The organism is Mycobacterium rhizamassiliense (genome assembly GCF_900157375.1).
GTDB lineage: Bacteria > Actinomycetota > Actinomycetes > Mycobacteriales > Mycobacteriaceae > Mycobacterium > Mycobacterium rhizamassiliense.
On record NZ_LT721901.1, the window covers coordinates 659424 to 683778 of the forward strand.

The following is a 24355-nucleotide window of genomic DNA, read 5'->3' on the forward strand; positions in this document are numbered from 1 at the left end:
TCAGCTCTCCGTGCTCTGCGGTTCCGGTGCGGGCGCAGTGTCGGCGGGCGGCGTAGCGGGCGGAGTGCTTTCTTCGGCACCCGCGGCCCGTCCGGCCTCGGTGCTGGTCGCCGTGGTGCCCGACGCGCCACTGCGACGCGGACGGGTGCCCGACGGCCGCTCGCGACGCGGACGGTCGGCGCCCGCCGGCGCGGCAACGGCGAGCTCACGCTTGCCACCGACGATGTCGCCCTTGTAGATCCACACCTTCACGCCGATCCGGCCGAAGGTGGTCTTGGCCTCGTACAGGCCGTAGTCGATGTCGGCGCGCAGCGTGTGCAACGGGACGCGGCCTTCGCGGTAGAACTCCGAGCGGCTCATCTCAGCGCCACCGAGTCGGCCGGAGCACTGCACCCGGATGCCCTTGACGTTGGGCTGCCGCATCGCCGACTGGATCGCCTTACGCATCGCGCGGCGGAACGCCACACGGTTGCTCAGCTGCTCGGCCACACCCTGAGCGACCAACTGTGCCGTCGACTCGGGGTTCTTCACCTCGAGGATGTTCAGCTGGACCTGCTTGCCGGTCAGCTTCTCCAGGTCGGCACGGATGCGGTCGGCTTCGGTGCCACGGCGACCGATGACGATGCCCGGACGGGCGGTGTGGATGTCCACCCGAACCCGGTCACGGGTGCGCTCGATCTCAACGTCGGCGATGCCGGCGCGCTCGAGGCCGGTGGACAGCAGCTTGCGGATCGCCACGTCTTCCTTGACGTAGTCGGCGTACTGCTTGTCGGCGTACCAGCGTGACTTCCAGTCTGTCGTGATGCCCAGCCGGAAGCCATGCGGATTGATCTTCTGGCCCACTAGTCTGAGCCTCCCTTCGCGTCAGAAGTCTCAGACGTCTCGGCTTCGGCGGCTTTTGCCGCCTTCTTGGCGGGCGCCTTCTTGGCGGCCGGTGCCTTCTTGGCGGGCGCCGTCGCCGGAGCCTTCTTGGCCGGCGCCTTCGCGGCGGCCTTGCTGCCCTCGGCGCGACGCGCGCGCGACGACTTCGACGACTGCTGGTCCTTGCTCGGACGGCTCTCCACAATCACAGTGATGTGGCTGGTGCGCTTGCGGATCCGGAACGCGCGGCCCTGGGCGCGCGGACGGATGCGCTTGGCGGTCGGGCCGCCGTCCGCGTAGACCGTGGCGACCACCAGGGTCGCCGGGTCCAGCCCGTCGTTGTTCTGTGCGTTGGCCGCGGCACTGGCGATCACCTTGGCGACCGGCTCACTGGCGGCCTGCGGCGCCCAGCGCAAGATGTCGAGCGCGTCGGTCACCGACTTGCCACGCACCAGGTTGATCACCCGGCGCGCCTTGGTCGGCGACACGCGCACAAACCGTGCTACGGCTGTCGCCGAAGGAAATTCAGTGGTGGTCATCGCCGTTTGGCCTTCCGGTCGTCTTTGATGTGCCCCTTGAAGGTGCGCGTCGGCGCGAACTCACCAAGCTTGTGGCCGACCATCGACTCGGTGACGAACACCGGGACGTGCTTGCGTCCGTCGTGTACGGCGAAGGTGTGGCCGATGAAGTCGGGGATGATCGTCGAACGACGCGACCAGGTCTTGATGACCTGCTTGCTGTTCTTCTCGTTCTGTACGTCCACCTTCTTGAGCAGGTGGTCGTCGACGAACGGTCCCTTTTTCAGGCTGCGTGGCATCTGTTACTCCTCGACTTCCTAGCGACCGTGCTTCTTGCCGGTGCGCCGGCGCCGGACGATGAGTTTGTTGCTGGCTTTATTCGGGTGGCGGGTGCGGCCTTCCGGCTTACCCCACGGGCTGACCGGGTGGCGACCACCGGAGGTCTTACCCTCACCACCGCCGTGCGGGTGGTCGACCGGGTTCATCACGACACCACGGACGGTCGGGCGCTTGCCCTTCCACCGCATACGACCGGCCTTGCCCCAGTTGATGTTCGCCTGCTCGGCGTTGCCGACCTCGCCGACGGTGGCGCGGCAGCGCACGTCGACGCGGCGGATTTCACCGCTGGGCATACGCAGCGAGGCGTAGCTGCCTTCTTTACCGAGCAGCTGGATGCTCGAGCCGGCCGAACGCGCCATCTTGGCGCCGCCGCCCGGGCGCAGCTCCACGGCGTGCACCAAAGTACCGGCCGGGATGTTGCGCAACGGCAGGTTGTTCCCCGGCTTGATGTCGGCGTTGGCGCCCGACTCCACCACGTCGCCCTGCGAGAGTCCCTGCGGGGCAATGATGTAGCGCTTCTCGCCATCCAGGAAGTGCAGCAACGCGATGTTGGCGGTCCGGTTGGGGTCGTACTCGATGTGCGCGACCTTGGCGTTGACGCCGTCTTTGTCGTTGCGACGGAAGTCGATCACCCGGTAGGCCCGCTTGTGGCCCCCACCCTTGTGGCGGGTGGTGATCCGGCCGTGAGCGTTACGCCCGCCGTGGCCGTGCAGCGGCCGCACCAACGACTTCTCCGGCTCCGTGCGCGTGATCTCGGCGAAGTCGGAGACGCTCGCGCCGCGGCGACCGGGGGTCGTCGGCTTGTATTTGCGAATTGCCATGTCTAATCAGGTCTTTCTCTCAGTGCGCGGCCTAGGCCGGCGCTCCGAACAGATCGATCGGCTTGCTACCAGGTGCCAACGTGACGATGGCGCGCTTGGTGCCCTTGCGCTTTCCGAATCCGGACCGGGCGCGCTTGCGCTTGCCCTGCCGGTTCGCGGTGTTCACCGACTCGACCTTGACGGCGAAGATCTTCTCGATTGCGATCTTGATCTGCGTCTTGTTCGAGTCGGGGTGCACCACGAAGGTGTACACGTTGTTGTCGAGCAGCGCGTAGGACTTCTCCGAGATGACCGGAGCCAGGATGATGTCGCGGGGATCAGTCACGGTCGCCATTAGGCCGAAACCTCCTCGGTGTTGCCCGTACTGGCCGCGATGTAGCCGTTGAGGGCCTCGACGCTGAACACCACGTCGTCGGAGCGCAGCACGTCATAGGTGTTGAGCTGGTCCGGCGCCAGGATGTGCACACCGGGAATGTTGCGCACGCTCTTCTGGCCGGCCTCGTCGCTGCGGCCGATGACCAACAGCACCTGCTTGCGGTCGGTCAGCGTGTCCAGGAAGGCCTTGGCGCTCTTGGTGGACGGCGTCTGACCCGACACCAGCTCGGTGATCGCATGGATCCGCCCGTTGCGGGCCCGGTCGGACAACGCCCCGCGCAGTGCGGCCGCAATCATCTTCTTCGGGGTCCGCTGCGAGTAGTCGCGCGGCTGGGGGCCGTGGACAACACCACCACCGGTGAACTGGGGAGCCCGGGTCGAACCCTGACGGGCGCGTCCCGTTCCCTTCTGCCGGTATGGCTTGCGGCCACCGCCGCTGACCTTCCCGCGCGTCTTGGTCGAGTGCGTACCCTGCCGGGCCGCCGCGCGCTGCGCGGTGACCACCTGGTGCATCAAAGCGATGTTGGCGGGGGCATCGAACAACTCGGCGGGCAGCTCGACGGAGCCGTCGACCTTGCCGTCCGGTGTCTTGACGTCAATCTTTAGCGCTGCCATTACTTCTCACCTCGTTTGATCGCGCTGCGAACAACCACGAGTCCGCCGGTGCGGCCGGGGACCGCACCCTTGATCAGCAGCACGCCGTTCTCGGCATCGACCTTGTGCACCACCAGGTTCTGGACGGTGACCCGGTCGCTACCCATCCGGCCCGACATGCGCGTGCCCTTGAAAACCCGTGCGGGAGTGGCGCATCCACCGATGGAACCCGGACGACGGTGCACCGCCTGGGCACCGTGGCTGGCGCCCTGGCCACGGAACCCGTGGCGCTTCATGGTGCCCGCGAAGCCCTTACCCTTCGAGGTCCCCGTCACGTCGACGTAGGCGCCGTCGGCGAAGATCTCGGCGGTCAGCTCCTGGCCGACCTCGTATTCGGCTGCCGCGTCAGGGTTGTCCAGCCGCAGCTCGGCCAGGTGCCGGCGCGGGTTGATGCCCGCGGCGGTGTACTGACCAGTGACGGGCTTGTTCACCTTGCGGGGGCTGATCTCGCCGTAGGCGAGCTGCACGGCGCTGTAGCCGTCGCGCTCCGGGGTACGGATGAGCGTCACAACGTTGGGTCCCGCTTTGACCACGGTCACCGGCACGACCCGGTTGTTCTCGTCGAACACCTGCGTCATGCCCAGCTTGGTACCCAGAATGCCTTTTCTTGCCATGAGTTCTGGATCTCCTACTGGATGTTGACGTCGACACTGGCCGGAAGATCGATGCGCATCAGCGCGTCAACGGTCTTCGGCGTGGGATCGAGAATGTCGATCAACCGCTTGTGCGTACGCATCTCGAAGTGCTCCCGCGAGTCCTTGTACTTGTGCGGGGAGCGGATGACGCAATACACGTTCTTTTCGGTCGGCAGCGGCACCGGCCCTACGACGCTGGCACCTGTGCGGACGACGGTCTCGACGATCTTGCGCGCCGACGCGTCAATAGCCTCATGGTCGTAGGCCTTAAGCCTGATGCGGATCTTCTGTCCCGCCACGCTTCTCCTACCTTCACTCCTGTTAAGGCCCGTATCCGGGCCTGGTGCCCCCGGCGCGTCGGTTCGACTCGACCCGTGTCGGGCCGATCGAGCGTCACGCCGGTTACTGCGCCGCTGTTTACCTGTCGTGGTTCACCGGCCCCCGCGGTCGGGTGTGTCACCCGCACGCAGCCTCATTCGCGACAAAAAAGTCGCGATCAAGGTGGGGACCGGACGCGCCCGTTTGGGCGCTGGTCGTATGCCCGGCCAGGCGCGAGCCCGGCGCAAAGCAACCTGAACAGTATGCCCCAGAACATGGCCTGAACAAAATTCGGCCGAAATCCGGTAGTGGGTCAGTTTGAAGCGATGTAATTTACCGGCTGGGCTGCCTTGATGGGATGATAGAGACCATGCCAGACCGGCCACGTAAACGTCCACGCGACCTGAACTCGTTGGCCGCGTCCATCGTCAACGACGCCACCGACGAAACCCCAGACCGATACACCTACCGGGTCGAGTGGTCGGCTGAAGACAACGAGTGGGTCGGCTTGTGCGCGGAGCTGCCGTCTCTGTCATGGCTGGACCCCGACAAGGGGAAAGCCCTCGCAGGCATCACGCGGCTCGCAGAAGCGGTCAACTCCAACGGCAAAGACCCGGCAGCCGTCGCCCTCGGCCGCAAGGGTGGGTTGAAGGGCGGTAGGGCGCGCGCCGACAACCTCTCCCCAGAACAACGGTCAGAGATCGCCAAGAAAGCAGCGCAGGCCCGTTGGCGACACGCCAACGAAAACCAGAACGAGAGAAGCAGCCCTTCCAACTGATGATGTTCATCGATCCACCCGGCATTTCAAACTGACCTAACTTACTTCGTTACTAAATCCTGGATTATGCGCCATGAGATGGGATTATGTGCTCGGCGGGCACTTGACCTATGCATGTTCGATCAAGCATAATGGTCAGTATGGTTAACCGGCTTTCCACCGACAAGCGGGCGCAGATCGTGTCCTGCTTGTGTGAGGGCATGAGCATCCGCGCCACCGTGCGTGTGACTGGGGCGGCGAAGAACACCATCACGAAACTGTTGGTGGAGCTGGGCGGCGCGTGCGCCGAATACCAAGGCGCAGCGCTGTTTGACTTGCCCTGCACCACAATCCAGTGCGACGAAATCTGGTCGTTCTGCTACAGCAAGCAAAAGAACGTCCCCCAGGAGCACCGCGACGAATTCGGCTACGGCGACGTGTGGACGTGGACAGCGATCTGCGCCGACACCAAACTTGTCCCCTCCTGGCTTGTGGGTGAGCGCAGCGCATATGACGCCGAAGTGTTCATACGGGACTTGGCTTCTCGGCTCGCCAACCGTGTCCAGCTCACCACCGACGGCCTGCGGCTGTACGTGAACGCAGTAGAGAAGACCTTTCACGGGGACATCGACTACGCGCAGCTGCACAAGATTTACGAATCCCCCGACATCGAGTTCAACGAACGCCGCTACAGCCCCGCTGTGTGCACCGGTATCGACATTCGGAGGGTCAACGGCAACCCCGACATGGACAAGGTCTCTACGTCGTACGTGGAGCGCCAAAACCTCACCATGCGGATGGGTATGCGGCGATTCACCCGCCTGTCCAACGGTTTCAGCAAGAAAGTGGAGAACCTCGCGCACGCGGTGTCGTTGCACTACATGCACTACAACTTCGCGCGGCCCCACGCGACCCTGACGAAGGCCGCTGGTGGCCGTCCTACGACGCCCGCAATGGCAGCCGGTGTGGCAAATCATGTCTGGACAGCCCGCGACATCGCCGCACTACTCGACTAAGCGCGCGGGTTGCTGGCTCGCTGGGCGATATAGTTTTGTCGGAGGGCTATGCGACCCTATGGGCATCAACTGCTACCGAAGGAGGTGCGACATATGGCAGTCAAATTTGAGAAAATCGACGCCGACGCGTCGTGGCAGATCTTCGACGGAGCGGCCCACCGTCTCCTCGGCATTGACGCCGCCACGTTCGTGCAGCGTTGGGACAGCGGTTCATACGCGGACGACACCGACACCAAGGTCATGAAAGTCGCAATGCTCCGGCCGAGTGGCCGGTAGAACCCAGACCGCAGCGGTCAAAGCCTTTGTCGAGCCGATCCAGAACGCGCTCGGGCTTTTCGCATCCGGAAAAGTAACCGTCGACAGCTACAAAAAAGACGTCGAGGGTCGGCTCGTCTTCAACCGTGGCGAAGTAGTCAAACTTCATGGTGGCGCGGGCGTTGGCCTCAGCGTGAGCATGCACTACCGCATCGTCCCAGCCGAAGCCGGTCGCGGCCCCTGGAAAGTCTCGACCGTCGGCTACATGTACGACCTGGTGCTAAACGAAAAGGCGCTGTACGAGTATCACTGGCACCCGATTTCAGACTCACACGAAGTGCGCCCGCACTTGCATTGTTCGGCAGTCGGCAAGTGCCACATACCGACAGGCCGCGTGATGATCGAGGATGTGCTGAATCTCGCCGTCCACTATGGGGCGAAGCCCAACAGCATGAGGCGTTGGAAAGAACTCGACAAACTCAATCGCGAGAAGTTCGCGCGCGGCGCTACTTGGGGCATCGGACCCGCCTGATTCAAACTGACCTTTTCAAACTGACCCACTACCCGAAATCCCGGGCAAACACCGGCGGGCCGGCCGCCGCGCAGGACATATGCCCTGGTCAGGGCGCCACCGCTAGGCGTGCGCGGGCCGACCGGGGGCATCCGAAGTTGGACCGGAAGCCTCGAGCGAAGCCGAGGCTCAGGCCCCCGCCGATTCGGTGGTCGCCGCGTTGGCCCGGCCCGCGGCGCGCTGGACGTGTAGAAAGCCGTCGACGGCCGCGAACGCGCACTCGCGATAGTCGAAGTCCGGCAGCGTGGACAACCGGCCCAGCACCAGCGGCCCGATCAGCATCGCGATGGCCCGGGATCGGTCCACCTCGCCCAGCTCGGCCGCCTCCGGGCTGTCGAACAGGACGTCGAACGGGGCCGCGTACTGCTGGGCGATGCGCTCGCGCAGCGTGGTGATCGCCGGGCTGTCCGCCGAGCGCGTGTGATCGGGTTCCGGCAGGCCTTCCAGGTCCCGGCCGAGCGCCAGCCAGGACATCGCGGTCATCACCGCGGGCGCCTGGGACACCGCGTCGGCCTGGGCCAGCACGATCGAGATCAGCCGGTCGCGCAGCGAGCCCTCCTCGGGCGGCGCGGGCGCCGGCGGCATCAGGCTGTTGAACGCCGCCGCCAGCAGGTCGTTACCGCTCGGGAAGTGTCGGTACAGGGTGGCCCTGGCCACGTTGGCGGTCCGCGTGACCGCTTCGACGGTCACCGCGCTGGGCCCGCCGGAACTCAGCAACGCGGCGGCGGCTTCCAGCAAACGAGCTCGCGACCGCGCTGGGCGCGGATCCGTTGTCCCCTCGCTGATTGTGATCCGCCTTCCGGTTTGGAAACGAGACCATCCGTCTATCTACAAGACTGTTGGTCTCAAAAATCTGTACGCCACCGAAGGGAGGCGCTTTTCATGGTCGATGTCCTGGTTGGGCCTGTTCAGCGTACTGATCAGGTAACCATCGGCGGTAGCCCCCGCGCGCGGGCGTGGACGTTGACCGTCGCGTGCATGGGCGTTGCGCTGGTCGTCGCTTCGATGACCGCGCTCAACACAGCCCTCGGCGACCTTGCCGTGGCCACCTCGGCCACTCAGTCCGAGCTGAACTGGATCGTCGACGGCTACACCGTGGCCCTGGCCTGCCTGCTGTTGCCCGCCGGGGCGATCGGCGACCGCTACGGCAGGCGCGGCGCGTTGCTGATCGGCCTGTTGATTTTCGCCCTCGGTTCCGCGGCGCCGGCAATCCTGCACAACCCGGTGCAGATCATCGTCGGCCGCGCCGCCGCGGGGATCGGCGCCGCGTTCGTGATGCCCGCCACGCTGTCGCTGCTGACCGTGGCATACCCCAGGGACGACCGCATGAAGGCCGTCGGCATCTGGGCCGGCACGGCAGGGTCCGGCGGGGTGTTCGGCATGCTGGGTTCGGGCCTGCTGCTTCGCTTTTGGGACTGGCACGCGATCTTCTGGTCGCTGGGCATCGCTGGCCTGGTGATCTTTGCTCTGGCGTGCACGGTTGCCGCCTCGCGCGACAATGCCGCTCCCCCAATCGATTCGCTGGGTGCGGTGCTGATCGGCACGGCAGTCGCGATCGCGGTCGCCGCGATCTTGGAGGCACCCAACCGCGGCTGGGACGATCCCCTGATCTGGGGCGGCCTGATCGCGGGGACCGCGCTCGCCGCGATATTCGGGATCGTCGAGTCCCGGCTCACGGCCCGAAACAAACACCCGCTGTTGGATGTGCGGCTGTTCGGCGACGCCAACTTCGCCACCGGGGTGACGACGATCGTCATCCTGTTCGGCGCCACCTTCGGCTTCTTCTACATCGGCATGCAGTACGTGCAGCAGATCATGGGCTACTCCCCGTTGACGACAGCGATCGCGTTCGGCCCCTTCATGGTGCCGCTGGGCATCTTCTCGGCGCTATCGTTCTGGTACGTGCCGAAGCTGGGCCTGCGCCTGGTCCTGTTCATCGGAACGCTATTCATGGCAGTCGGTTTCGCGTGCATGTCCGGATTGGACCTGCATTCGTCATACGCCGAATTCGCCTGGCCGACGCTGATCCTCGCAACAGGAATCGGAATGTGCACGGCACCAACGACTTCAGCGATCATGGGCGCGGTTCCCGACGAGAAGCAGGGGGTTGCTTCCGCGGTCAACGACACCTCCCGCGAGATGGGTGGTGCGCTGGGCATCGCCGTGGCCGGTTCGATCCTGGCCGGACGCTACTCGCACGAGCTCGCACCCAAACTGGCCGGCTTCCCCGCATCGGTTCGCGGGCCGGCCACCGACTCGCTGCCCAAGGCTGTCGAAGTGGCCGGCAAGATGGGACCGCAGGGCACGCAGCTCGCCGAGCTCAGCAAGGCGGCCTTCCTGACGGCCATGCACGCGTCCACGATTGCGATGGCCGCGATAGTCACGCTGGCCGCCGTCCTGATCGGCCTGTGGGCGCCGGGGCGTGACGGCCAGCAGCTGCGCGTGGTCCGAAAGCTGCTGTCGCGCAGCGGGTTAGCCAGCCGTTTACCGGACGAACTCGGCGGCGCGGTGCCCGATCATCACGATGGTCGCGTGCGGGCCGCGGCTGGTGATCTCGGGTAGGACCGAGCCGTCGATCACCCACAGGTTCTCCACCCCACGGACCCGGCAGCGATGATCGACGACGGCGCGCGGGTCGGCCTCGGCGCCCATCGGGGCGCTGGCACACAGGTGCTGGGAGGTCGCCCACGCCGGTTCGCCGACATACGTTGCCGCGCTGGCGAGTTCTCGCGCCAGCGCGGCGCCCCGGCGCAGCGTCGCGACGTCCTCGGGTTCGCTGTCGTAGCGGTGCTCGATGCGCGGTGGCACATCGGGATCGGGCGATAACAACGTGATTCGCCCCCTCGAACGGGGTTGCATCAGCGCGACGCCGATGTGCGGCCAGTCGGGATGCCCGGCGGTCCCGTCCCCGGTCATCGCCACGAAGCCACCCGTGTACGGCCTGATCTCGAGGCCGTCATCGGTGCTCAGCACCACCTCGAGCACCGGGCGGCCGGTGGCCACCGTCCAATCGGTCGGCAGCACCCATTCGGGGTGATCGCTGCAGAACATTCCCACCGGCAGCGGTGCCACCACCGGCACGCCCACGGCGCGCAGCATCGCTTCGTCGCCGATGCCGGACAGCATCAGCAGGTGGGCCGACTGGATTGCCCCGCCGCACAGGATGATTCGATCGGCGGTGAAGCTGATCGGGCCCTGCGGGCCAACCGCCTCGACGCCCACCGCCGCGGCAGCCGTGAAACGCACCTGCGAGGCCCGCGTCTGCGCCAGCAGAGTCAGGTTCGGACGTTGCAGCGCCGGGATCAGATACCCCGCACCCGAGCCGACCCGCACCCCATTCACGATGTTGAGCGGGACGGCACCCACGCCCGAGACAAGTTCCGGCCCACAGTCATTGAGGTCTGCGATCCAGGGGAACCCGGCGCGCTGCGCGGCCGACACGAAACTCTCTGAGGCGCCTGTCATTTCGTGAGTGCGGCGGACCTTGATGGGGCCCTTGTCCCCGTGCGCGGGGCTAGCGAAATCCAGGTCGGTCTCGATCGCCCGGAAGTGTTCGATGACGTCGGACCATCCCCAGCCGGCAATGGCGGGCCACTCGAAGTCCCGGGGCAGCCCACGGCAGAAGTAGCCGCCGTTGATCGCGCCGGAGCCGCCGACCGTCGCCCCGCGGACGATGGGCACCAGCCGGACGGGCCGGTCGGTGAGCCGGGTCTCATACCGCTGTACCAGCGGACTGCCCGCCCCGATCGGCAGCTGCAGCCCGTTCGTGGTCTGGGCGAGCAGGCCCGGATCCTCGAGGCCGGGCCCCGCCTCGATGACGGTCACGGCGCAGCTGGGATCGGCGGAAAGGCGTTCGGCGACAACCGAACCAGCGCTGCCCGCGCCGACAATCAGCACATCGCTGTGCGAGACGGCGGTGGTCAAGGCGAAGGCTAGGTCCGGATCTGCGGCTTGAGCGCGCGCAGGTTGCGTTCGCGCAACACGCCCCACCACAGCCCGAGGCCATAAGCGAGGTCGTCGACCCGCTTGAGCAAGAGATAGGTCAGCAGACCGATCGGTTCGGCGTCGTCGCTGGTGCTGTCCCGGCGGCGCAGCCAATCCACCACGCCGTCCATGACGGCGGCGACGATCAGTACGCGTCTGCAGTGACGCGACGTGAGGGCGGCGATCAAGGCCAGGGGCCAGTAGTGCCGGCACAGCGCCGAGGCGAGCTGCAACGCCGCCGACCACAGCCCACGGGTCGCGATCACCACGACGTCGACGATCGAGGTGTCGGCGCCGCGCATCGCCCTGGCGATCCGCCGACCGGTCAGGACCGCGATCACGATCGACGCCAGCTGCGACAGGCTGGTGCCGAGCGCCATCAGGATCCAGGCCATCAACGCCCAGCCCGAGATCACCACCGGGGCCGTCTTGTCGGGATGGCGCACGGACAGCGGAGCCGCCGATCCGCCGTAAAATGCCTTGCGTGCGAGCCAGTCTCGTAGCTCGGTGCGGTGGTCGTGGGCGACGAGCGCGATCGGCTCATACCGCAGCCGGGCCCCCACCTCGATCAGCCGCCAGCACAGGTCGACGTCCTCGCCGGACTGCATGGTCTCGTCGAACCCGCCGACGTCGGTGATGGCCGAGCGGCGGCAGATGATCGCCGCGCTGGGCACATAGGACACCGTGCTGTGCGGCAGCACCGGTGCCTCGCGCTGGCCGAGGTCCAGCGACGAATGCACCGCCTCGTAGCGGGCCACCAGGTTTTCGCTGTGGGCCGGCCCGACGATGCGCGGGGCGACCAGCGCGACGGTGGGGTCGCAGAAGTGACCGAGCAGGGCTTCCAGCCAGCCCCGGCGCGGCGAGACGTCGGAATCCAGGAAGGCGACGTATTCGGACGCGCAGGCCGCCAGGCCGGCGTTGCGTGCGGCGGCCGGGCCCTTGCTGCGCTGGTGGCGCAGCACCTCGATGTCGCAGTGCGCGCCGGCGAAGTCTTCGGCTTCGATGGGAAACGCCGAGCCGTCGTCCACCACGATCACGCGCAGCCCGCGCAGCTGGCTTACCAGGCGTCGCACGCCAGAAACGTTGTCCCGCACCGGAATTACCACGGTCACGTCCCGGTGCGACGGGCCGCCGGCGGGCCGTGGATGTGCGACCGTGGCGTCCAGCAGGGTGCGCGCCAGCTGCGCGCTGAGGTCGTCGCGGACCTTGAGCCGGCCGTCGGACAGCATGCCCTGGGCGGCGGGCGCCAGCTTGAGCAGGCGGGTCGGCGAGCCGCCGAGCAGAGCCGAACCGTCGCCCAGCACCCGGACGCGGCGATCGACCTGGACGGCGAATCCGTCCGGCAATCGAGGCTGACTCATGTCAGCATCCCGTCCGGGCCCGGCGACCAGCGGGAGACCCGGCGCACGCAACCGTCGACCATCTCGGAGAAGATCCGCTTACCCTCGGCCGCGGTCGCGGTGGTCGGGTCCCCCAGGATGCCCACCGGGCTGACCGCCTCGACCCCGCCGCTGCGCATCGACGGCAGCAGCTCGGGCAGCGGCGCCCGGTTGCCGGCGATCCAGCGGTCGGTCAGCACGTCGGCGGGCGAGATATGCAGTAACACCGATGTTTCGGTGTGGCCGGCGTGGGCGTCGGCGCCGGCGGCGGCGCAGGGGCACCATCCGGCGTCGCGGCCCTCGGCGCGCAGCTGGCGCACGGCGGCGTCCAGCGCACCGACGTTTCCGCCGTGGCCGTTGACGAAGACCAGGCGCTGCGCCCAGGATGCGGCCGACCTGCCGTACTCCACCAGCAGGGTGGTCAGGGCTTCGGTGCCGATGGAGATCGTGCCGGCAAAACTTTGGTGCTCGCCGCTGGCGCCGTACGCGATGGCCGGGGCGACCCACCACTGCTGATCGAGACGGGCCCGCGTGCCCCGCGCGACGGCGGCGACGATCCGGGTGTCGGTGTCCAACGGCAAGTGCGGACCGTGCTGCTCGGTCGATCCCAGCGGGATCAGTATCGACGGCGAAGTGCTGAATAGCTGGCTCGACGTCGCAGTTCCTAATTCGCCGAGTTCGGGCACTCGGTGATGGTAGGACGAATTCACCTGGCGTGCACCAATTGTTGCACCTTCACAGTTAACTTTTTTCTGGGCTGTTCATCGAACGGTCGAAATTCGGCTCGTACGTCACGGTTGCCACGCGCGTATCACAATTGTCGTCTGCGTCGATTCTGCTCGCTCGTATCTAGTTTCGCCAGCCCCCAGCTGGCGAATCAGGCCGGCGAATTCGATACCTGGCAAAGCCGCCCGACTTGGCCAGGATCGACGTTTACGCCTCGGGCGCCGAGGGCGCGCCGAGCGTCCGCGTGAAGCCGGGCGGCACCAGGATGTCCTCCGGACTCAGGTCGTGGATCGAGGCATGCCCGAGCCCCATGAGCGCCGAGTCGACACCGCCGCGCAGGACGTCGAGCACGTTCTCGACGCCGGCCTGACCGTTCGCGGCAAGGCCCCACAGGTAGGCGCGGCCGATCATCACCGCCCGCGCACCGAGCGCGACCGCCTTGACGACGTCGCTGCCGCGCCGGATGCCGCCGTCGAGCAGCACCTCGACCTGGTCACCGACGGCATCCACGACCGCGGGCAGCGCGCGAATCGAAGCCGGCGTGCCGTCCAGGTTGTTACCGCCGTGGTTGGACACCGATATGGCCGAAACCCCGGCATCCACAGCCCTTTTCGCGTCGTCGACGCGCATGACACCCTTGAGCATGAACGGCCCGCCCCACAGCTCACGCAGCCAGGCGATGTCCTCCCATGTGGGTGGTGGCGTGCCCATCCACTCGCCGTAAGCCTGGAAGAAAGGCGGACCGGCCTCGCCGCGGCCGGCCTGGTTCGGCACCGACAACGCCGGCGGACGCATGGTCTTCGCCCACTTCAGGAACCACCGGGGCTTGAACGCCGCCTCCGGGGACAGCTTCAGGATGGTCCGCAGGTTCATCTCTTCGGGGATCTTCGGGCTGCCCCAGTCGCGCCCGTGCGAGAAGGACCAGTCGGTGGTGACAATCAAGCCGACGGCGCCGGCCGCCCGCGCCCGCTCCACGCGCTGCGCGATCGCATCGCGCCCGCCCAGCCAGTACACCTGAAAGAACAGCTTGGGGTTTGCCGCGATCACTTCCTCGATGGGCTTGCTGGCGAACGAGGACAGTCCCATCGCCGTGCCCCGTGCGGCGGCGGCCCGCGCGACGGCCACCTCGCCGTCCGGATCTACCGCCTGGACGCCCGTCGGCGAAATCAGTACCGGCATCGAAATGTCTTGTCCCATAACGGTGGTCGACAAATCGCGCTTTTCCTGGGCGCCTACGACATGGGGCGCAAAGCCGAGCTCCCCGAACGCTTCGACGTTGCCGGAGACCGTGATTCCCTTTTCACTGCCCGCAACCAGCGCCGAATAAACGGATTTCGGCAAGCGGCGCTTCGCGCGCTGCTGCGCGATGGCAACGGTTTCGAACCATTCGTCGGCCATGACTAAACGGGGCTTTCGTTACAGAGCCGGGCCGGCGGTTGCTGGGGCGGCCGCAACGACAGGGTCAGCGGCACCGGCTGGCGCACCTTCTGCCCCCGCGAGTGGTCGGCGCGCGGGCGCGGGGTCTCCCGGTCTCGGGCCAGCGCCGAGGCGCTGTGTCCCTGGACGCACTCGGGATCCGGGCCGTCCATCGGCAGGCCGGTGAAGAACTTGGCCGCCATGCAGCCGCCGCGGCACTGGTCGTAGTGCCCGCAACTGCCGCAGGCACCCGCCGACTGCGGCTCGCGCAGCTCGCGGAACAGCGGGGCGTTCTTCCAGACGTTGTCAAAACCGCCGTCGGACAACACGTTTCCGGCCAGGAAGCGGTCGTGGATGGCGAACGGGCAGGCGTAAACATCGCCCACCGGGTCGATCAGGCACACCACCCGGCCTGCTCCGCACATGTTCAGGCCGGCCAGCGCGCCCGACGAGCCGAGCGGCGCGAGGTGGAAGAACGAGTCGCCGGTGAGCACCCGCTCCCCCTTGGCGACCAGCCAGTCGTAGAGCTGCACCTGCTGGTCCGCGGTGGGGTGCAGCTCTTCCCACACATCCGCGCCGCGCCCCGAGGGCCGCAGCCGGGTGATGCGCAGCGTGGCGCCGTAACGGCTTGCCAGCGCGGCGAATTCGTCGAGCTGGTCGACGTTGTGGCGGGTGACCACCACGGAGATCTTGGCGTCCTTGAAGCCGGCCGCGGCCAGGTTCTCCAGCGCACGCACCGCCATGGCGAACGACCCCGGCCCGCGGACCGCGTCGTTGACTTCGGCCGTCGCGCCGTCCAGCGAGATCTGGACGTCCACGTAGTCGCTGTCCGCCAACCGCGCGGCGACCTCCGGCGTGATGCGGACTCCGTTGGTCGAGAACTTCACCCCGACGTGGTGCTCGGTGGCGTAGTCGACCAGCTCCCAAAAGTCCGGGCGCACAGTCGGTTCCCCGCCACCGATGTTGACGTAGAACACCTGCATGCGTTCCAGCTCGTCGATGATGTCCATGCACTGGCGCGTGGACAGCTCGCGCGGATCGCGCTTGCCCGACGAGGACAGGCAGTGCACGCAGGCCAGGTTGCAAGCGTAGGTGAGCTCCCACGTCAGGCAGATGGGTGCGTCCAGCCCGTGCTCAAACTGCTCGATGAGCCGGGGTACGGGGGCCGCTGTTGTCATTGATGATCCTCCTGGGGCACCAGCATGTGGGAATCGACGAGCACACCCAGCGCGTGTAGGTACGGCCCCTGCTCCGAATCGTCCACGCCCGCGGCGCGGCAGGCGGACCGGACGTCGGGATGGTCGGCCAGCGACCGCACCACCTCGAGGACGGTGCGGTTCTTCAGAAAGGACAGCTTGCGGGTGCCGAAGTGATACAGCAGTGCGCCAAACGGTTCCGGACGAACCGCCACCTGCGGGTGCAACCGCCAGCCGCGATCAGGATCGAACAGGGTCTGCCCCGGTCGAGCCTGCGCGGGCGCAGGCACGGTCAGTAAACCCCGCACATACCGTCGATGGACACTTCCTCGACCAGGCTTTCGGTGACAAGCTCGGTGGCAGTCTCGGTCTCGTTGTCCATGTATCCGCCTCTCGTTAGGACTCGACAATGATCGGTCGTTCCGGTCACAATATGGCATCGAGTGCCGCAATGGAAGGGCGGGTCTGAATGATGCCGCAGTCGCGAGTGGGCAGGCGCCGCTCGACGACACCACAACACATCACCGACCTGGCCATCGAGCTGTTCACCACGCACGGTTTTGCCGAGGTCAGCGTCGATGACGTCGCGCAGGCCGCCGGCATCTCCCGCCGCACGCTGTTCCGCTATTACGCCTCCAAGAACGCCATCCTGTGGGGCGACTTCGACGCCCATCTCGCCCACCTGGAAAACCTGCTGGACGCCGTCGGCCCCGAGGTCCGGCTGGATGTGGCGCTGCGCGGAGCGCTGTTGGATTTCAACACCTTTGACGAAAGCGAGACGGCCCAGCACCGCCTGCGCATGCGGGTCATCCTGCAGACCGCCGAACTGCAGGCCTACTCGATGACCATGTACGCCGGCTGGCGCGAGGTGATGGCGGGCTTCGTGGCGCGGCGGCTGCATCTGAAGACGAACGACCCGCTGCCCCAGACCGTCGCCTGGACCATGCTGGGGGTCGCCTTGAGCGCCTACGAGCATTGGCTCAGCGACGAATCAGTGACACTGCTCGGCGCCCTCGGGAATGCCTTCGACATCGTCGGCGCCGGTCTGGACGAACTCGACCGGTGACTGCCCGGCCCGAGCACCTGCTGCATACCCTGCGCGCGCAGGGGCAGTTCTGCGGCGCCTCCGGCTCACCGATGTACGACGAGCTGTTCGAGTTGGTGGCCACCGATGTCGAAGACGGCGGCGTCTTCGCGTCGATTTTGTCTGGCCACGAGGATGATTCGGCCCGCCACGCGGTGCCGCTGCGGCTGCTCGGCGGCCTGCACCGGTTGGTGCTCGACGGACGGGCGCCGGCCCTGCGCCGCTGGTACCCGAGCACCGGCGGCAGCTGGGACGCCGGGGCCGCCTGGCCGCAGATCAAGGCCAGCGCAACCGAGCACGCCGACGCGATGCGGGCGGCACTCGCGCAGCCGCCACAGACCAACGAGGTGGGCCGGTCGGCCGCGCTGATCGGCGGATTGCTCCGGACTAACCACGAATTCGATTTCCCGGTAAGGCTTTTCGAGATCGGATCGAGCGCCGGGCTGAATCTGCGGGCCGAGCACTACCGGTACCGCCACGCCGGTGGCGGGTGGGGGCCGGCCGACTCGCCGGTGACCATCGACGACGCGTGGCGCGGCCCACCGCCGCCGGCGGGTGCGATACGTATCGCGGAGCGGCGCGGGTACGACATCGCGCCCGTCGACGTCACCGGTGTCGACGGGGAAATGACCGTGCTGAGCTATGTCTGGCCCGACCAACAGGCCCGGCTGGACCGGCTGCGTGGGGCCATCGCGATCGCCCGCAAGGTGCCGGCGCAGCTGGTGCGGCAGACGGCAGCCGCCGCCGTCGCCGGCCTGACGCTGGCCGATGGCGCGCTGACCGTACTGTGGCATTCGATCACCTGGCAGTACCTGTCCGACGACGAACGTGCGGCCGTGCTCGACGGGGCCTCCGCGCTGGGTGCCCGCGCCGGGGCACGGTCGCCGTTCGTACACCTCACGATGGAGCCCGCGCGCAACGGCCCGGACAGCCCGCTCAGGTTCCTGGTGCGGGCCCGCCGCTGGCCGGGCGGTGAGCTTGTGGTGCTGGGCGAATGCCACCCACACGGCCCACCGGTGCACTGGCAATAGGAGCGATTGTGAAAATTATTCGCTCCGCGCGCCGTCCCGCCAGCCCTACGGTATGAGCGCCGAGTGCACTGACGATCAGGGCGCGCGCTTCTACCTCGGAGAGTTCTAGGTACCGGTGACCGTCGCCACCACGCCGGGCATCGCCGGCGAGCTGGCGGCAGTCATCCAATCCGCCTGCAGCCCAGGGGTTTTGCAGGGGTCGCTGGCGACCTAGCCGTCGGCCAGCGCCTCGGGGTTGGCGATCCGCGCCGGCGTCCCGTCCAGCCAGGCCGCCACGGCTTCGATGGTGTCCTCGTAGAAGGCGGCCAGCATTTCGCTGGTGACGTAGCCGAGATGAGGAGACAGCGTCACGTTCGGCAGCAGCCGCAACGGGTGGTCGGGGGCGGGCGGTTCGAGGTCGAAAACGTCGAGCCCGGCCCCCGCGATGCGCCCGCCGCTCAGCGCGGCGATCAGGGCGGCCTCGTCGACGATCGGCCCGCGCGAGGTGTTGATCAGGTACGCGTTCGGCTTCATCAGTCCCAGCTCGGCCTCGCCGACCAAACCCCGGGTGCGTTCGGAGAGCACCAGGTGGATGGAGACCACGTCGGACTGCTCGAACAGCGCCGGTTTCTCGACCCGGCGCGCACCGGCCGCCGCTGCGGCCTCGTCGGTGAGGTTCTGGCTCCACGCAATGACGTTCATGCCAAAGGCTTTCGCGTATTGGGCCATTCGCGTTCCGGTCCGGCCGAGGCCGAGAATCCCGAGCGTCTTGCCCGACAGCGTCATCCCCAGCGTGGTCTGCCACCCGCCGTCACGCATCCGGCGATGTTCTTCGGCGAGATTGCGCACCGTGGCGATCATCAATCCCCACGCCAGTTCGGGCGTGGCGTCGTGGACGGCGCGGAACCGGGGATTGGCGAAATCCGATTGCGCGACCAGGATCCCGTGTTCGGTGGCCGCGGCCATGTCCAGGTTCGGCAGGCTGCGCCCGACGATCGTGACGAGTTTGAGGTTCGGCAGCCGCTCGAGCAGCGTGCGGGGCAGCGCCATCCGCTCGCGCATGGTGCACAGCACGTCGAATGGCCGCAGCGCGTCGGCGGCCTCCGCCTCGGAGAGAGGGCGGTTGAAAACGGTTACCTCGGAACGGCTTTGCACGGGTGACCAGTCGGCGAGTTCGAGTGCCGCGCCGGCGTAGTCGTCGAGTATCGCCACCCGGGGCATGCGGTCCTAGCCCAGCATTTCCGAGATGGGCGTAGCGGCGGCGATCTTGCCTCGGGCCTTCATGACCTTGCCGGGCATCCCGCCGCCGACCACACCGACCACTACCCCGTCGCGCTCGTAGTAGGCCAGGAATTTACGCCCGTCGTCCTCGACCAGATGCACGACGTCGGTGGCCTCCGGCTCGCCCAGGCATTGGATCTTCACGTCGTACTGGTCGCTCCAAAAGTACGGGACCACCACGACTTCCGGCACGTCCTGCCCCAGCATCGCGGGGACCACGACGCGCGCCTGGTCGGCGACGTTACTCCAATGTTCCACGCGCGCTTGATGTCCCGTCGCATCACGCCAGGACGCGACGTCGCCGAGCGCCCACACGTTCGGCGCGCTGGTCTTTCCGGCCTCGTCGCAGATCACCCCGTTGTCGACCTCGACGCCGCTGCCCTCAAGCCACTCGGTGGCCGGTCGCGACCCGATGCCGACGACGACCAGGTCCGCGGCCAGTTCGGTGCCGTCGCCGAGCACCACCTGCTCGACGTGCTTCTCGCCGCGGACCTCCGCGACCCCGACGCCGGTGCGCAAGTCCACGCCTTCGTTGCGGTGCAGCCGCGCCACCAGCTCGCCGATCTGCTCCCCCAGCACCGTGGCCAGCGGGGTCGGCTGCGGCTCGACCAGGACGACCTCGACCCCGAGGCTGCGCAGGCTGGCCGCGACCTCGCAGCCGATGAAGCCGGCGCCGATCACCACGGCGCGTTGCGCCTCGGATGCGTGTTCGCGCAGTGCCATGCTCTCGTCGAACGACCGCAGCACGCGAACGCCCTCGAGATCCGGGATCGCCGGGATGCGCCGCGGGACCAACCCGGTCGCGATCACCAGCTCGTCGTAGTGCAGCACGGTGCCATCGGCGAGGGTCACGGTCTGCGCGCCGGTGTCCAGGCTGGTGGCGGCGGCGCCCAGCTGCAGGGTGATGTCGTTCTCGTCGTAGAACTCGCGCGGCTTGAGCACGACGTCGTCGACCTCTTTGCGCAGCACTTCCTTGGACAACGGCGGCCGGTCGTACGGCAGATGCGCCTCGTCGCTGACGATGGTGATGCGCCCGGTGTATTCCGCTCGGCGCAGTTGCTCGGCCGTGCGGGCAGCAGCGAGCCCGCCCCCAACGATCACGATTCCGTTATTGCTCACGTGGAGTTCATAGCACGCGGGGCGATCAGTACTTTAGGGCACCCTTATCGACGGGGATCTGCATGCCGGTCACCGTGCCCGCGCCGTCGCCGGCCAACCAGGCGACGACGTCGGAAACCTCCTCGGGCGCCATGAATCCCTTGTACTGCATCGGCATTGGCGGGAAGCTGTGCACGAAGCGGGGATGCTTGGCGAAGATGTCCATCATCGCCTCCGGCTCGATCATCGGGGTGTCGATCGAATACGGGTGTATGGAGTTGACCCGGATGCCGTACTCGCCCAGCTCGATCGCCAGCGAATTGGTGAGGGCGGTGAGCCCGAATTTGGTTGCGGAGTAATGGCCGTTGCCCGGTGTGGCCTTCAGGCCGGCCGATGAGCTGACGACCACGATGGAGCCGCCGTTGCCGGCGTCGATCATCGCGGGGATCGCCGCGCGCAGTGTGCGCCACGTGCCGGTCAGGTTGACCCCGATCACCGTGTCCCACTGCTCGTCGGTGAGTTCCCAGACGCGGCCCCAGCCCAGGACGCCGGCGTTGGCGACCAGGACGTCGAGACGACCGAACTGTTCGACGCCGTCGGCCACGAGTTGCCGCACCGCCGCGTCGTCGCGGATGTCGACCTCGCGGGCCAGCACCTTGCGGCCTTCGGCCTCCACCAAGCGGACGGTCTCGATGAGGTCTTCGGGCGTCGCCGGTGTGTAGGTGATGGTGCTCGACACCGGGGCGCAGATGTCGAGCGCGATGATGTCGGCGCCCTCCCGCGCGAGTCGCACCGCGTGCGCTCGCCCCTGCGCGCGAGCCGCGCCGGTAACGAACGCCACCCGTCCTTGCAGTGCTCCAACCTGTCCCGCCAAGGCACGCCCCTTTCGCCGAAAGACAGGCTAGCAGCGAAACTGAAACGTGTTCTAACTAATCCCGAAGTAGGTCCGGGTTCAGATTTCCGAGATGATCTGGGCCCGTCGGGAGTTGTACTCGTCGTCGGTCAACGTGCCGCTGGCGCGCAGCGTCTCGAGCTCCTGGAGCCGCTCGGCGATAGAGGGCTGGCCGGGTCCGGCGCCGCCGGCGGCGGGCGCGGCGGCCGGCGCCTGCTGTTCGGCCGCGCGCCGCACCACGGCCTGGATTTGGGCGCGCAGCCCCGGGTTCGACCGGATGTCGACCATCCTGTTCAGCGGAACGCCGTTGGCCTTGAGGATCTGCAGAATCTCCATCAACGGCCCGGCCTGCCCGCTCAGGTCGTAGGTTCTGTTGTCCTCGGCCACCGTGAACTGGGCCGGGACCAGCCCGTTGACCAAAGCGCTGCGTTCCCAGTCGATCTGGTGCTCCTGCGTGGTGGGATTGACCAGCACCACGAGCTTGCGCGCGGTGAGGTTGCCCAGTCGCGTGACGCTCGCGATCACCCGGTCCTGGCACTCGAACGGCATGAACCCGGGGCCCGCGACGTGCAGAGTCACCTTGACCACCGGCTGCTCGTTGATCCGGGTCCCGGTCTCGGTGAGGCCGGTGATCTGAGCCAGCGCCAGCACGCCGTGCTGCTCGAGCTCCGCGGACTTTGCTGCCGACTTCGCCCCGTAGTTGGTCAGCGCCAGGGCGATCAGCACGTCGGCGACGGTGATGAGCAAGCCGACATACAGCATCCACGCCAGCAAGTTGTCCAACCCCAGCGTGAAGTAGACGATCAAAAAGATAGGCCCCACCAGGCCACCGCACAGCAAAACCATTAACTGTGTCTTGAGGTAGCGCGCCAACACGTGTGTCTCCTCGCCGTTGGGAAGTTCGTGCCAGACTAGCCCCGCTCTGGGCGCCGTATCACGGAACCGCCACGGGCTCAGAACGTGCTCTTAGCTTTGCGGGGCGGTTAAGCGCTTCCACGCCGCCCACCGTCAGCGCGGCGTCACTTTCGGCCGCATCTTCGCCGCCTCCAAGGCCGCAGACCCGGGGGCGGGAGCGTGCGACGCCGCCAGCACAGCGGGCGCACCGGCGATCGGCGGCACCGCCGCCGGCAGTGCGCTGGCCGGCGAGAAGTCCGTGGCTTCCGCCTGCGCAGCGGCCGGCAACACCGTGGCCGGCCCCGCGGCATCCGTCGCCGCCACCGCGGGAGACGACGACACCGCCGCCGAATAGCCCGGCGCCTCGGCCCGCGCCGAGGTGAGCACCGCGCCGCTCGTCGCCGGTCCCCCGACTGGCGCTGCCGCCAGCGCGGCACCGGCCGGCGCCGCGACCGCCGGGGAAAGGGCCGTCGACAGCGGAGCCGCCGCAACGGCGGCCGGTGCAACGACACCTGGCGCCACGACCGCCGGGGCCTGCGCCACGCTGGCCGCGGGAACCCCCGCAGCAACCGAACCCGCCTGCGCCGCCCCGCTGATCAGCGGCTGCGCGGCGTGCAAGGGCGCGGCGTTGGCCGCCTCGACGCTGGCGTACTGGGCCGCGCCGCTGCTCATGAGCTGGACGAACTGCTGGTGGAAAAGCGCCGCCTGGGCGCTGATCGCCTCATAGGCCTGCGCGTGCGCACCGAATAGTTGGGCGATGGTCGCCGACACCACATCGGCACCCGCCGCGGAAACACTGGAGGTCGGACCCGAGGCCGCCGAGTTGGCATCGCCAATCGCCGAACCGATATTTGCCAAGTCGGATGCCGCCGCCGACACATACTCCGGCGTCGCGTTGACAAACGACATCCGAACCTCCCGCCAGACCGCGACGGTAGGCCGAACGCACCGTCAAACTCGATACTGGGCATCGATGATCTTACCGGAGTTCGGTGAACTTTATTGACCCAAACGAAAGCAAAGGGCCCGAATCGCTTAAATGCGACCCGGGCCCTTTGCTGTAGAGCTAGTTGATGATCTTGACGACCCGGCCGGCGCCGACGGTGCGGCCACCCTCACGGATCGCGAACCGCAGACCGTCATCCATGGCGACGGGCTGGATCAGCTTCACCGAGATGTTGGTGTTGTCACCGGGCATCACCATTTCGGTGCCCTCCGGCAGCGTCACCACACCGGTCACGTCGGTGGTGCGGAAGTAGAACTGCGGACGGTAGTTGTTGAAGAACGGCGTGTGCCGGCCGCCCTCGTCCTTGGACAGGATGTAGACGCTGCCCTCGAACTCGGTGTGCGGCGTGGTGGTGCCGGGCTTGACCACAACCTGGCCGCGCTCGACGTCCTCACGCTTGATACCACGCAGCAACAGCCCGACGTTGTCGCCGGCCTGCCCCTGGTCGAGCAGCTTGCGGAACATCTCCACACCGGTGACCGTGGTCTTGGTGCTGGTCGGCTTGATGCCGACGATCTCGACTTCCTCGTTCACGTTGACCACACCGCGCTCGACACGACCGGTGACCACGGTGCCACGACCGGTGATCGTGAAGACGTCCTCGACGGGCATCAGGAACGGACGGTCGGTCTCACGAACCGGGTCCGGAATCGACTCGTCGACGGCATCCATCAGCTCTTCGACGGACTTGACCCACTTCTCGTCGCCCTCGAGTGCCTTGAGGGCCGAGACCCGGATCACCGGGGCCTCCTCGTCGAACTCCTGGGCGGCGAGCAGCTCGCGCACCTCGAGCTCGACGAGCTCGAGCAGCTCTTCGTCGTCGACCATGTCGGCCTTGTTCAGCGCGACCAGGATGTAGGGCACGCCGACCTGACGGGCCAGCAGCACGTGCTCACGGGTCTGCGGCATCGGGCCGTCAGTCGCGGCGACCACCAGGATCGCGCCATCCATCTGGGCCGCACCGGTGATCATGTTTTTGATGTAGTCGGCGTGACCCGGGGCGTCCACGTGGGCGTAGTGGCGCTTCTCGGTCTGGTACTCCACGTGGGAGATGTTGATCGTGATACCGCGCTGACGCTCCTCGGGCGCGTTGTCGATCTGGTCGAACGCACGCGACTCGTTCAGGTTCGGGTACTTGTCATGCAAAACCTTGGTGATAGCCGCGGTCAACGTGGTCTTGCCGTGGTCAACGTGACCAATGGTCCCGATGTTGACGTGCGGCTTCGTCCGCTCGAACTTCGCCTTCGCCACTTTTGTGTCCTCCTGGAC

The 24355-nt window shown here is 67.2% G+C and carries 29 protein-coding genes; 7 read left to right on the top strand and 22 right to left on the bottom strand.

Annotated features, from left to right (window positions below; translation table 11 throughout):
* The 8 genes from rpsC to rpsJ are packed head-to-tail and all read right to left on the bottom strand — an operon-like array spanning position 1 to position 4502.
* A complete protein-coding gene (gene rpsC / locus MRAB57_RS03280; RefSeq protein WP_077086282.1) occupies positions 1-843 on the bottom strand; it encodes a 30S ribosomal protein S3 in 843 nt (280 codons plus the stop codon).
* Positions 843-1400, bottom strand: a complete 558-nt coding sequence (gene rplV / locus MRAB57_RS03285) for a 50S ribosomal protein L22 (protein ID WP_077086283.1) — start codon at positions 1398-1400, stop codon at positions 843-845. The genes rpsC and rplV overlap by 1 nt, the downstream gene beginning before the upstream one ends.
* Positions 1397-1678 carry a 30S ribosomal protein S19 gene (rpsS, locus tag MRAB57_RS03290; protein WP_019514048.1) on the bottom strand — a complete coding sequence of 94 codons (282 nt, stop codon included), beginning with the start codon at positions 1676-1678 and terminating at the stop codon, positions 1397-1399. Before rpsS ends, rplV begins: the two co-directional genes overlap by 4 nt.
* 18 nt (positions 1679-1696) lie before the next feature.
* Positions 1697-2539 carry a 50S ribosomal protein L2 gene (gene rplB, locus MRAB57_RS03295; RefSeq protein WP_077086284.1) on the bottom strand — a complete coding sequence of 281 codons (843 nt, stop codon included), beginning with the start codon at positions 2537-2539 and terminating at the stop codon, positions 1697-1699.
* Between the two features lie 31 nt (positions 2540-2570).
* Positions 2571-2873: a 50S ribosomal protein L23 gene (rplW, locus tag MRAB57_RS03300; RefSeq protein WP_077086285.1), complete on the bottom strand. Its 303-nt coding sequence runs from the start codon at positions 2871-2873 to the stop codon at positions 2571-2573.
* Positions 2873-3529 carry a 50S ribosomal protein L4 gene (gene rplD, locus MRAB57_RS03305; RefSeq protein ID WP_077086286.1) on the bottom strand — a complete coding sequence of 219 codons (657 nt, stop codon included), beginning with the start codon at positions 3527-3529 and terminating at the stop codon, positions 2873-2875. The genes rplW and rplD overlap by 1 nt, the downstream gene beginning before the upstream one ends.
* On the bottom strand, positions 3529-4182 hold the full coding sequence (rplC, locus tag MRAB57_RS03310; protein ID WP_077086287.1) for a 50S ribosomal protein L3: 654 nt from the start codon (positions 4180-4182) through the stop codon (positions 3529-3531). The genes rplD and rplC overlap by 1 nt, the downstream gene beginning before the upstream one ends.
* Before the next feature lie 14 nt (positions 4183-4196).
* The gene (gene rpsJ, locus MRAB57_RS03315) at positions 4197-4502 is read right to left on the bottom strand and encodes a 30S ribosomal protein S10 (protein WP_003873519.1); all 306 of its coding nucleotides are present in this window, start codon (positions 4500-4502) and stop codon (positions 4197-4199) included.
* A 389-nt stretch (positions 4503-4891) separates the two neighbouring features.
* Here rpsJ and MRAB57_RS03320 point away from each other — a divergent pair, with 389 nt between their 5' ends.
* The 4 genes from MRAB57_RS03320 (at position 4892) to MRAB57_RS03335 (ending at position 7081) form a co-directional block, all read left to right on the top strand.
* Positions 4892-5299 carry a hypothetical protein gene (locus MRAB57_RS03320; protein ID WP_216823724.1) on the top strand — a complete coding sequence of 136 codons (408 nt, stop codon included), beginning with the start codon at positions 4892-4894 and terminating at the stop codon, positions 5297-5299.
* Positions 5300-5439: 140 nt separating this feature from the next.
* Entirely contained in the window at positions 5440-6294 is an 855-nt protein-coding gene (locus MRAB57_RS03325; protein ID WP_216823725.1) for an IS1 family transposase, read from the top strand.
* Positions 6295-6387: 93 nt separating this feature from the next.
* Positions 6388-6570 carry a hypothetical protein gene (locus MRAB57_RS03330; RefSeq protein ID WP_077086289.1) on the top strand — a complete coding sequence of 61 codons (183 nt, stop codon included), beginning with the start codon at positions 6388-6390 and terminating at the stop codon, positions 6568-6570.
* Complete coding sequence (locus tag MRAB57_RS03335) at positions 6560-7081, top strand: hypothetical protein (RefSeq protein WP_077086290.1); 522 nt, start codon at positions 6560-6562, stop codon at positions 7079-7081. The genes MRAB57_RS03330 and MRAB57_RS03335 overlap by 11 nt, the downstream gene beginning before the upstream one ends.
* Positions 7082-7249: 168 nt before the next feature.
* Here the strand turns inward: MRAB57_RS03335 and MRAB57_RS03340 are convergent, their stop codons facing one another.
* A complete protein-coding gene (locus tag MRAB57_RS03340) occupies positions 7250-7858 on the bottom strand; it encodes a TetR/AcrR family transcriptional regulator (protein WP_281254357.1) in 609 nt (202 codons plus the stop codon).
* A 144-nt stretch (positions 7859-8002) separates the two neighbouring features.
* Here MRAB57_RS03340 and MRAB57_RS03345 point away from each other — a divergent pair, with 144 nt between their 5' ends.
* Complete coding sequence (locus MRAB57_RS03345; RefSeq protein WP_077086292.1) at positions 8003-9682, top strand: MFS transporter; 1680 nt, start codon at positions 8003-8005, stop codon at positions 9680-9682.
* Here MRAB57_RS03345 and mftG read toward each other — a convergent pair.
* The 7 genes from mftG to mftA all read right to left on the bottom strand — a co-directional run bounded on the left by mftG (position 9605) and on the right by mftA (position 16203).
* Positions 9605-11044 carry a mycofactocin dehydrogenase MftG gene (gene mftG / locus MRAB57_RS03350; RefSeq protein WP_077086293.1) on the bottom strand — a complete coding sequence of 480 codons (1440 nt, stop codon included), beginning with the start codon at positions 11042-11044 and terminating at the stop codon, positions 9605-9607. The genes MRAB57_RS03345 and mftG overlap by 78 nt on opposite strands.
* Positions 11045-11052: 8 nt before the next feature.
* Entirely contained in the window at positions 11053-12465 is a 1413-nt protein-coding gene (gene mftF, locus MRAB57_RS03355; protein ID WP_077086294.1) for a mycofactocin biosynthesis glycosyltransferase MftF, read from the bottom strand.
* Positions 12462-13193: a mycofactocin biosynthesis peptidyl-dipeptidase MftE gene (gene mftE, locus MRAB57_RS03360; RefSeq protein ID WP_077086295.1), complete on the bottom strand. Its 732-nt coding sequence runs from the start codon at positions 13191-13193 to the stop codon at positions 12462-12464. Before mftE ends, mftF begins: the two co-directional genes overlap by 4 nt.
* A gap of 223 nt (positions 13194-13416) precedes the next feature.
* A complete protein-coding gene (mftD, locus tag MRAB57_RS03365; protein ID WP_077086296.1) occupies positions 13417-14607 on the bottom strand; it encodes a pre-mycofactocin synthase MftD in 1191 nt (396 codons plus the stop codon).
* Between the two features lie 2 nt (positions 14608-14609).
* A complete protein-coding gene (mftC, locus tag MRAB57_RS03370; protein WP_077086297.1) occupies positions 14610-15803 on the bottom strand; it encodes a mycofactocin radical SAM maturase in 1194 nt (397 codons plus the stop codon).
* Positions 15800-16129, bottom strand: a complete 330-nt coding sequence (gene mftB / locus MRAB57_RS03375) for a mycofactocin biosynthesis chaperone MftB (protein ID WP_216823726.1) — start codon at positions 16127-16129, stop codon at positions 15800-15802. Before mftB ends, mftC begins: the two co-directional genes overlap by 4 nt.
* Positions 16114-16203 carry a mycofactocin precursor MftA gene (gene mftA / locus MRAB57_RS03380; protein ID WP_077086299.1) on the bottom strand — a complete coding sequence of 30 codons (90 nt, stop codon included), beginning with the start codon at positions 16201-16203 and terminating at the stop codon, positions 16114-16116. Before mftA ends, mftB begins: the two co-directional genes overlap by 16 nt.
* A gap of 90 nt (positions 16204-16293) precedes the next feature.
* Between mftA and mftR the strand changes: the two genes are divergently transcribed.
* Both mftR and MRAB57_RS03390 read left to right on the top strand, forming a co-directional pair.
* A complete protein-coding gene (mftR, locus tag MRAB57_RS03385) occupies positions 16294-16887 on the top strand; it encodes a mycofactocin system transcriptional regulator (protein WP_077090365.1) in 594 nt (197 codons plus the stop codon).
* Entirely contained in the window at positions 16884-17936 is a 1053-nt protein-coding gene (locus MRAB57_RS03390) for a DUF2332 domain-containing protein (RefSeq protein WP_077086300.1), read from the top strand. The genes mftR and MRAB57_RS03390 overlap by 4 nt, the downstream gene beginning before the upstream one ends.
* 210 nt (positions 17937-18146) lie before the next feature.
* Here MRAB57_RS03390 and MRAB57_RS03395 read toward each other — a convergent pair whose 3' ends face one another.
* The 6 genes from MRAB57_RS03395 to tuf all read right to left on the bottom strand — a co-directional run bounded on the left by MRAB57_RS03395 (position 18147) and on the right by tuf (position 24337).
* Entirely contained in the window at positions 18147-19136 is a 990-nt protein-coding gene (locus MRAB57_RS03395; RefSeq protein ID WP_077086301.1) for a D-2-hydroxyacid dehydrogenase family protein, read from the bottom strand.
* 6 nt (positions 19137-19142) lie between these two features.
* Positions 19143-20315 (bottom strand): NAD(P)/FAD-dependent oxidoreductase, encoded by a 1173-nt coding sequence (locus tag MRAB57_RS03400; protein WP_077086302.1) that lies wholly within the window; start codon positions 20313-20315, stop codon positions 19143-19145.
* Positions 20316-20340: 25 nt separating this feature from the next.
* Positions 20341-21168, bottom strand: coding sequence for a mycofactocin-coupled SDR family oxidoreductase (locus tag MRAB57_RS03405; RefSeq protein ID WP_077086303.1), 828 nt, complete (start codon positions 21166-21168; stop codon positions 20341-20343).
* A gap of 78 nt (positions 21169-21246) precedes the next feature.
* Entirely contained in the window at positions 21247-22062 is an 816-nt protein-coding gene (locus MRAB57_RS03410; RefSeq protein WP_077086304.1) for an SHOCT domain-containing protein, read from the bottom strand.
* A 132-nt stretch (positions 22063-22194) separates the two neighbouring features.
* A complete protein-coding gene (locus MRAB57_RS29035) occupies positions 22195-22989 on the bottom strand; it encodes a PE family protein (protein ID WP_083743289.1) in 795 nt (264 codons plus the stop codon).
* A 157-nt stretch (positions 22990-23146) separates the two neighbouring features.
* Complete coding sequence (tuf, locus tag MRAB57_RS03420) at positions 23147-24337, bottom strand: elongation factor Tu (RefSeq protein ID WP_077086305.1); 1191 nt, start codon at positions 24335-24337, stop codon at positions 23147-23149.
* Positions 24338-24355: the final 18 nt, after the last annotated feature.

Bases quoted from the DNA above. Each gene is read 5' to 3' on its own strand.
- mftC (WP_077086297.1), bottom strand. From the start codon at position 15,803: ATGACAACAGCGGCCCCCGTACCCCGGCTCATCGAGCAGTTTGAGCAC.
- MRAB57_RS03345 (WP_077086292.1), top strand. From the start codon at position 8,003: ATGGTCGATGTCCTGGTTGGGCCTGTTCAGCGTACTGATCAGGTAACC.
- MRAB57_RS29035 (WP_083743289.1), bottom strand. From the start codon at position 22,989: ATGTCGTTTGTCAACGCGACGCCGGAGTATGTGTCGGCGGCGGCATCC.
- rpsS (WP_019514048.1), bottom strand. From the start codon at position 1,678: ATGCCACGCAGCCTGAAAAAGGGACCGTTCGTCGACGACCACCTGCTC.
- mftD (WP_077086296.1), bottom strand. From the start codon at position 14,607: ATGGCCGACGAATGGTTCGAAACCGTTGCCATCGCGCAGCAGCGCGCG.
- rplB (WP_077086284.1), bottom strand. From the start codon at position 2,539: ATGGCAATTCGCAAATACAAGCCGACGACCCCCGGTCGCCGCGGCGCG.
- MRAB57_RS03395 (WP_077086301.1), bottom strand. From the start codon at position 19,136: ATGCCCCGGGTGGCGATACTCGACGACTACGCCGGCGCGGCACTCGAA.
- mftA (WP_077086299.1), bottom strand. From the start codon at position 16,203: ATGGACAACGAGACCGAGACTGCCACCGAGCTTGTCACCGAAAGCCTG.
- rplC (WP_077086287.1), bottom strand. From the start codon at position 4,182: ATGGCAAGAAAAGGCATTCTGGGTACCAAGCTGGGCATGACGCAGGTG.
- MRAB57_RS03330 (WP_077086289.1), top strand. From the start codon at position 6,388: ATGGCAGTCAAATTTGAGAAAATCGACGCCGACGCGTCGTGGCAGATC.
- mftF (WP_077086294.1), bottom strand. From the start codon at position 12,465: ATGAGTCAGCCTCGATTGCCGGACGGATTCGCCGTCCAGGTCGATCGC.
- mftR (WP_077090365.1), top strand. From the start codon at position 16,294: ATGCCGCAGTCGCGAGTGGGCAGGCGCCGCTCGACGACACCACAACAC.
- rplV (WP_077086283.1), bottom strand. From the start codon at position 1,400: ATGACCACCACTGAATTTCCTTCGGCGACAGCCGTAGCACGGTTTGTG.
- rplW (WP_077086285.1), bottom strand. From the start codon at position 2,873: ATGGCGACCGTGACTGATCCCCGCGACATCATCCTGGCTCCGGTCATC.
- MRAB57_RS03320 (WP_216823724.1), top strand. From the start codon at position 4,892: ATGCCAGACCGGCCACGTAAACGTCCACGCGACCTGAACTCGTTGGCC.
- rplD (WP_077086286.1), bottom strand. From the start codon at position 3,529: ATGGCAGCGCTAAAGATTGACGTCAAGACACCGGACGGCAAGGTCGAC.
- MRAB57_RS03325 (WP_216823725.1), top strand. From the start codon at position 5,440: ATGGTTAACCGGCTTTCCACCGACAAGCGGGCGCAGATCGTGTCCTGC.